Annotated in this window: 4 protein-coding genes and 2 pseudogenes; 2 read left to right on the top strand and 4 right to left on the bottom strand. The window is 62.6% G+C overall.

The features are described from left to right. Both ACQKP4_RS27650 and ACQKP4_RS27645 read left to right on the top strand, forming a co-directional pair. A pseudogene (locus ACQKP4_RS27650) lies at positions 1-94 on the top strand (carboxylating nicotinate-nucleotide diphosphorylase); the annotation flags it as partial. Continuing rightward, positions 80-1984, top strand: a pseudogene (locus ACQKP4_RS27645) (ribonuclease E); the annotation flags it as partial. The pseudogenes ACQKP4_RS27650 and ACQKP4_RS27645, both read left to right, overlap by 15 nt. A gap of 186 nt (positions 1985-2170) precedes the next feature. Here the strand turns inward: ACQKP4_RS27645 and ACQKP4_RS27640 are convergent. Genes ACQKP4_RS27640 through ACQKP4_RS27625 form a run of 4 tightly spaced genes read right to left on the bottom strand, consistent with a single transcriptional unit; the run spans position 2171 to position 6532 of the window. Beyond that, positions 2171-2761 (bottom strand): nucleotidyltransferase family protein, encoded by a 591-nt coding sequence (locus ACQKP4_RS27640; RefSeq protein WP_427637190.1) that lies wholly within the window; start codon positions 2759-2761, stop codon positions 2171-2173. Then, entirely contained in the window at positions 2758-3741 is a 984-nt protein-coding gene (locus tag ACQKP4_RS27635; RefSeq protein ID WP_427637188.1) for an XdhC family protein, read from the bottom strand. The genes ACQKP4_RS27640 and ACQKP4_RS27635 overlap by 4 nt, the downstream gene beginning before the upstream one ends. Further along, positions 3741-6065: a molybdopterin cofactor-binding domain-containing protein gene (locus ACQKP4_RS27630; protein ID WP_427637186.1), complete on the bottom strand. Its 2325-nt coding sequence runs from the start codon at positions 6063-6065 to the stop codon at positions 3741-3743. The genes ACQKP4_RS27635 and ACQKP4_RS27630 overlap by 1 nt, the downstream gene beginning before the upstream one ends. Further along, positions 6062-6532 carry a (2Fe-2S)-binding protein gene (locus ACQKP4_RS27625; protein WP_427637185.1) on the bottom strand — a complete coding sequence of 157 codons (471 nt, stop codon included), beginning with the start codon at positions 6530-6532 and terminating at the stop codon, positions 6062-6064. Before ACQKP4_RS27625 ends, ACQKP4_RS27630 begins: the two co-directional genes overlap by 4 nt. Positions 6533-7425: the final 893 nt, after the last annotated feature.

Raw genomic sequence — 7425 nt, 5'->3', positions numbered from 1 at the left:
CAAGGAAAACCATATCGCCGCGTGCGGTGGCATCCCTGAAGCCATCAACGCTGCGCACAAGATCGCTCCGGGCAAGCCGGTCGAGATTGAAGTGCCGATCCCGGTGGCCGCGTTCCTGCTCAACGAAAAACGCAACTCGATCACCAAGATCGAACTGCGTACCCGTGCCCGCATCGTCATTCTGCCGAACGATCACCTCGAAACGCCGCACTTCGAAGTTCAGCGTCTGCGTGATGACAGCCCGGAAGCCGGCATCAACCAGTCCAGCTACGAAATCGCCGCTGCCGCCGCCGAAGTCGAAGAAGTCCAGCCAGCCGCCGCGACCCGTACCCTGGTTCGTCAGGAAGCCGCGGTCAAGACTGCCCCGGCCCGCGCCAACGCTCCGGTTCCGACCGAAGTGCTTGCTGCGCCTGTCGCTGCACCGGCCGTAGCACCGGAGCCAAGCCTGTTCAAAGGCCTGGTGAAGTCGCTGGTCAGCCTGTTCGCCACTAAAGAAGAGCCTGCCGCGCCGGTTGTGGTTGAAAAACCAGCCACCGAACGCCCTGCTCGCAACGAAGAGCGTCGCAACGGTCGCCAGCAGAGCCGCAACCGTAACGGTCGCCGCGATGAAGAACGCAAGCCTCGCGAGGAACGTGCACCGCGTGAAGAACGCGCACCACGTGAGCCACGCGAAGCGCGCGAAGAAACGCCGGCAGTTGCTCGCGAAGAACGCGCTCCACGTGAAGAGCGCGCACCTCGCGCCCCTCGTGAAGAACGTGCGCCACGTGCTCCACGCGAAGACCGCAAGCCACGCGGCGATCGTGAAGAGCGGGTTCGTGAACTGCGTGAACCGCTGGATGCATCTGCACCGGCTGTCGCGGCGACCGCAGAAGAGCGCCCGGCTCGCCAGCCACGTGAAGAACGTGCTCCACGCCCACCGCGTGAAGAACGTCAGCCACGTGCAGAACAAGCCGTTGCCGCTGTTGCTGAAGAAGAACTGACCACCAACGAAGAGCAACTGCCGGATGACGGTCAGGAAGGCGCCGAAGGCGATCGTCCACGCCGCCGCTCCCGTGGCCAGCGTCGTCGCAGCAACCGTCGTGAGCGTCAACGCGATGCCAATGGCAACGTGATCGAGGGTTCGGAAGAATCCGAGTCTGGCGAAGGTAATGAAGGTGCCGAAGGCATCGAAGCCCCAAGCTCTGCCGATCTGGCCGCCGGCCTGGCTGTTACCGCAGCCGTTGCCAGCACCGTGATCAGCGCTCCGGCTGAAGCACAAGCCCACGAGCAAGCCGAACGCGCTACCGCCGCTACGCTGGAAACAGCACCGGTTGAAGCGCCAGTGGTCGAAGCAACGACGCCGGTCGAGGCAACTGCCGCTCCGGAAATCGAAGTGGCTCCGGTTCGTGAAGCGTACGTTCGTGAAGAAGCACAGCCTGTTGTTGAAGCTTCCGCTGTGATTGAGCCGGTTGCCGAGCCAGTCGCTGAACCTGTCGCACAGCCAGTGTTTGCTGCTGAGCCTGCGGTCGAGACTGTGACTGAATCCGTTACCGAAGCAGTTCGCGAAGTGCGTGAAGAACAAACCGCGTTCAACTGGGTGGCCGAGCCGGTGGCTGTTGAAGCCCCTGCACCGGTTGCTGAAGCAGCGGTTTTCGAGCCAGTGGTTGTCGCTGCCGAGCCTGCGCCAGTGGTTGAAGCGCCAGCGCCAGTGGTTGCCGAAGTAGCAGCGCCAGTGGTTGAGGCGGCCCCAAGCGCCCTGACCGAAAATGGCCGTGCGCCGAACGATCCGCGTGAAGTGCGTCGTCGCAAGCGTGAAGCCGAGCGTCTGCAGAAGGAAGCCGAACTGGCAGCCACTGCGGCGCCTGCACCGGTTGTTGCTGAAGTGGTCGAAGCGGCACCTGCTGCCGAGTCGGTCATCGAAGAAGCGCCGCGCTCCGTTCAAGACGCCGTCGAGCAACACGAGCAAGCCCTGGAAAAAGAGCACGAGCCTAAACCCCTCGTCTGATTCCATCGGCCACTAAAAAGCCCCGCCTGGTGATCCCAGGCGGGGCTTTTTTTATGTCGTTCAGGTAGGGGACCGCGTTATCGTTCTTCGCGGGCAAGCCACGCTCCCACAGGATTTGTGTCGTTCACATCATTGAGACAAGACACAAATCCTGTGGGAGCGTGGCTTGCCCGCGAAGGCGATCTATCAGGCGAAGACCAACTTCGCTGGCACATCCACATCCCACAACACGCCAGGATCGTCCACCGCCACTTCAACCACCCGGCCCTGTGCGAACAACGGCCTGGCCCCGCGATCTCCCGACAATGCCATCAACCCCGCCCCGAAGCTGCGACCGAAGGCCACCGGGTGCCCAAGCTCGCCCTCATGCACCGGCACGCTGATCGCATCATCTGCCACACCCGCCAGCACCTTCTCTATGGTCGACGGCAAGATAAATGGCATATCACCGAGCACAATCAACCAGCCATCCAACTGCGGACACGCCGCCACACCCGCGGCAATGCTGTCGCCCATGCCGGTCGATTCGATCACGACAACCTCGAAGCCGAACGCCTGAGCCAGGCGAATCACCTGTGGGCGATCCTCTGTCGTCACCACCACACGCCGGAGCAATGACGCCGGCAGACTGAGCAAAACGTGTTCGATGACCGAACGAACAGCGCCATCACGCCCCGTACAGTCCGCCAGCAACTTGTCTTTGTTCGCACCCGCCACCTGCCGAAAACGGCTACCCTGCCCCGCCGCCAGCACGATTACGCCCATCGGTTCGCTCATACGTTCTCCTGCAACGGCTTCTTCTGTCTGAGTTCGACGCCGTTCTTGATCGCAACAATTTCGGCCAGCAACGACAAGGCGATTTCCGCCGGCGTATGGCTGCCGATGTGTAAACCGATCGGGCCGTGCAAGCGCTCGATGGCCTGTGCCGACAAGCCTAGCTCAGCGAGGTTTTCCCGACGCTTGAGACTGTTGATCCGCGAACCCAGGGCGCCCACATAAAACGCCTTGGAATCCAGCGCCGTCAGCAGCGCCATGTCGTCCAGCCGAGGATCGTGGGTCAGCGCGACAATGGCCGTGCGCTCGTCGGTCTGAATATTCAGCACCGCCTCGTCGGGCATGCCGGCCACAAAACGCCCGTGTTGCGCTTCCCAGCCGTAAACGAATTCGGTGCGCGGATCGCAAATCAACACCTCGAAATCCAGTAACCGCGCCATTTCGGCAACGTAGCGCGACAGTTGGCCCGCGCCGATCAACAGCAGCCGCCAACGCGGACCGTAAATGGCCCGCAGGGTCGCGCCATCAAACGTCAGCCCGTCCGCCTTGTCTGCCGACTCCAGGACCACTGCGCCGGTTTCCACATCAAGCACCCGCGCGACGATTTCATGCGCCTCGCAACGCGCCAACAACTCGGCCACCCACGTCGGATCACCGACGCGCTCTTCGGTCAGGCGCAAGGTGCCGCCGCACGGCAAGCCAAACCGCGCGGCCTCTTCACGGGTGACGCCGTAAGTGATCAACTGCACCGGCGGCCCGTCCGACGGAATCCGGCCATCGTGCAGCCGGGCGATCAAATCATCCTCGACACAGCCACCCGACACCGAGCCAATCACCACGCCGTCTTCGCGCAAGGCGAGCATGGCGCCAGGCGCCCGAGGCGCGGTGCCCCAGGTCTGGACCACGCTGTACAACACCACCCGCTGACCGGCGCGGCGCCATTCGAGCACGCTGCGCAGGACGTTCAGATCGACGCTGTCCATCAGGCTTCGGCCTTCTGCCAACCCTGCAACTGATAGCGCACCGGCAGATTGCGGATACGTTTGCCGGTGGCGGCGAAGATCGCGTTGCACAGCGCCGGCGCAATCGGCGGCACGCCCGGTTCACCGACGCCACCCAAGGGCACCACGCCCGGCGGCGTGACCAGATGCACCGCGACTTCTTTCGGCGCCAGGGACATGCGCGCCACTTCGTACATGTGGAGATTGTCCTGCTGGACCTTGCCGTCCTTGAAGCTGATCTCCCCCAGTACCGCGTTGCCGAGGCCCATCACGCACGCACCTTCAAACTGCGAGCGGATGCGCTCAGGGTTGATCTGCGGCCCGCAATCCACGGCGATGTCAGCCTTGTGCACGATCAGCGTGCCGTCGCCTTTAACCTCGACTTCGATCACCGCCGCCACATAGGTGACGAAGCTGTAATGCACCGCCAGCCCCAGACCTCGGCCCTTCGGCAACTCGCGACCCCAGCCAGCGGCTTTGGCGGCGGTTTCCAGCACCGTGCGTAGGCGCCCCGTGTCGATGGGATAGCGCTCGGGAGACTCGCCGTAGTTCCATTCTTCGCTCAAGGTGCGCGGATCGATCTGGCGGTCCGGGCCAAGCAGATTGATCTGGTATTTGAGCGGGTCCTGGCCGGCTTTGTGCGCCAGTTCATCGACAAAGCTTTGAATCGCGAAGCCGTGCGGGATGTTCGACACCGAGCGATACCAGCCCACACGGGTATGAACCACGGCTTCCGGATTTTCCAGGCGCACATTGGGAATCGCGTAAGCCATGTTGGTGAAGCCCATGCCCAGTTCGAACGCCGCTTCGTGGTTCATGCCCGGCGCGAACAGCGCAGTGATGCTCGGCGCCACGGTGCGGTGCAGCCAGCCGGACGGCAGGCCGTCGTTGTTCAGGCTCGCCTTGAGGTATTCGACCGACACCGTGTGGAAGTACGAACAGTGGATGTCGTCTTCACGGGTCCATTGCACCCGCACCGCTTTGCCAGGGAACTCCTTGGCGAGGATCGCCGCTTCGATGACGAAGTCCGGCTTGGACTTGCGCCCGAAACCGCCGCCCAGCAGGGTGACATTGAAGGTGACGTTGTCGAAAGGAATCCCGAGGCGTTCGCCGATCCGCGTGCGAGTGACTTGCGGCGCCTGGCTCGGCGCCCAGGCTTCGCACACGCCGTCCTGGTAGCGGGCGATGGCGACCATCGGTTCCATCGGCACCTGCGCCAGGTGCGGCAAGTAATAGGAGGCTTCGAGGGTGCTGCTGGCGCCGCTCATGGCTTGGTCGATGTCGCCGGTGTTGCGCACCACTTTGCCGGGTTTGAGCGACGCGGCTTCCAGTTCCTTGCGGTAGGCAATCGAGTCGTAACTGGCGTTCGGGCCGTCGTCCCATTCGATTTTCAACGCCTCGCGTCCCTTGATCGCGGCCCAGGTGTTGCTGGCCACCACGGCCACGCCGCCCAGCGGTTGAAACTCCGACGGCAACGGGCTGCTGGCAATCTGCAAGACCTTGATTACCCCCGGGACTTTCAGCGCGGCGCTGTCGTCGACACTTTTGACCTTGCCGCCGTACACCGTCGGCCGCGCGATGGTGGCGTAGAGCATGCCGTCGAAATGCACGTCGGCCCCATAAATGGCGCGGCCATTGACGATGTCCGCACCGTCGATGGCTTTGACGCCTTCCTTGCCGATGTAGCGAAATTGCGACGGATCCTTGAGCCGCACGCTGTCACGGGCCGGGACCGCCAGCGCCCCCGCTGCCGTGGCCAGCGCGCCGTAGCCCAGCTCACGTCCGGTCGGTTTATGGATAATTTTGTGCAGTTGCGCCTGACACTCGCCGACCGGCACTTTCCACTGCGCGGCGGCAGCTTGTTCAAGCATGGTTCGCGCGGCGGCACCGCAACGACGCATCGGCTCGTACCAGTGGCGCATGCTGCGCGAACCGTCGGTGTCCTGGTTGCCGAAACGCACTTCATCACCCGGAGCCTGCTGCACTTTCACCAATGCCCAATCGGCGTCCAGTTCGTCGGCCACCACCATGCTCAGGCTGGTGCGTATACCCTGGCCCATTTCCGAACGGTTGCAGATCACCGTCACCGTGCCATCGGTGGCGATACTGACGTAGACCTTCGGATCATCAATCGAGCCATGGGGCATGCCGTCGGCGCCGAATTTTTTATCTTCGGCGAACGCATCCTGCCAGCCCCAACTGGCCGCCAGCACCAGCGCACTGGTGGCGCCGACGCCTTTGAGGAAGCCGCGACGGCTAAGGCGGGTGAGATTGCTCAGCGCGAAATCATTGGGTAAGCGGCTCATGCCTTGGTCTCCTCCAGGTGAGTGGAGGCTTGGCGGATCGCGGTCTTGATGCGGTTGTAGGTGCCGCAACGGCAAATGTTGCCGACCATCGCCTCTTCGATCTGTTCGTCGCTGGGGTTGGGGTGGGTCTTGAGCAGCGCCGTCGCCGACATGATTTGCCCGCCCTGACAGAAGCCACACTGCGCGACAGCGGTGTCGAGCCAGGCTTGCTGGACGATTTGCCCGACCGGGTCGGCGTGCAGGTTGTCGATGGTGACAACGTTCTGCCCGACGACCGAGCCGATCGGGGTGATGCAACTACGTGCGGGCAAGCCGTCGATGTGAATGGTGCACGCGCCGCACAGGCCCATGCCGCAGCCGAATTTGGTGCCGTGGTATCCGGCAACGTCGCGGATGGCCCAGAGCAGTGGCATGTCTTCGGTGACATCCAGTTGATGATCTTGGCCGTTGAGTTTCAGGGTAATCATGGGCACGCCCGCATAGGTGCATTGGTTATGGGGTCGAGCAATCTGCCGCCTGGGGGTGGCGGTTGGCATTATGCAGATCGGCTCAGGCTAATGAGGCTCTCTTATGCGACGCGGACGTCTGCATCGGGCCTTTTGGATGGACTAAATGTTTGCATCGTTGGGTGGGGAAGTTAACCCAGCATTAACGATAGCGTCTGGTTGGGGGGATGGTGGGGTTGAATTTAGAAGCTTTTGAGGGGGTATAGCCGTTTCTTATGTATTGGCTGAGATTGGATTCGCTTTTGCAGCTTGGTCACTTTCGAAAAGCGCTTTTGCCCCCCCCCTGGGTGCTTCGCCATGGTTTTTTAGAAAGGTGGGCATATCCAGTTCTTCGGTAGTGGCGGCTGGCGGTTTCGCTCTTACAGCGAGTCACTTTCGAAAAGCGCGAAAGTAACCAAAGCGCTTTTGCCCCTCCATTTGGTGCCTCGCCTAGGCTCGGCATGCCCTCACTCCGGCATTGCTCCGGGGGCCCGCCGCCATCGGCCATCCATGGCCGGGGGCGGCTACCGCGGCATCCTTGCCGCGGTGCCCCCTGCGCAACGCCTGCGTTCGGCCTCTGGGGAAGGGGCAGGTAGATCAAAGTCAAAAGCCAAAGCAACGGCAACGGCAACGGCAACGGCAACGGCAACGGCAAGATCAACAGCTTCGCGAGCAAGCCCGCTCCCACAGGGGGGATGGTGGGTGTTTGCGAGAGATTGGGTGGCTGTGAGGGCGCCTTTGCTGGCGGGTCGGCTCTCGGATGAATCCGCGTATGCCTTGGCTCTTCACCACTCATCAGGCCGAGCGTTAGCTCGCCTTCAGCTTTTGATCTGGGCGCCCCCTCGGGAGGCTGAGTGGAGGTTCTGCGCAGTGGG

Origin of the sequence: Pseudomonas sp. NPDC086278, assembly GCF_050280905.1 — a bacterium.
Classification (GTDB): domain Bacteria; phylum Pseudomonadota; class Gammaproteobacteria; order Pseudomonadales; family Pseudomonadaceae; genus Aquipseudomonas.
This window is presented reverse-complemented; position numbering and strand designations above follow the sequence as displayed.

Coding starts and splice junctions, on each gene's coding strand:
- ACQKP4_RS27630 (WP_427637186.1), bottom strand. CDS start 6,065: ATGAGCCGCTTACCCAATGATTTCGCGCTGAGCAATCTCACCCGCCTT.
- ACQKP4_RS27640 (WP_427637190.1), bottom strand. CDS start 2,761: ATGAGCGAACCGATGGGCGTAATCGTGCTGGCGGCGGGGCAGGGTAGC.
- ACQKP4_RS27635 (WP_427637188.1), bottom strand. CDS start 3,741: ATGGACAGCGTCGATCTGAACGTCCTGCGCAGCGTGCTCGAATGGCGC.
- ACQKP4_RS27625 (WP_427637185.1), bottom strand. CDS start 6,532: ATGATTACCCTGAAACTCAACGGCCAAGATCATCAACTGGATGTCACC.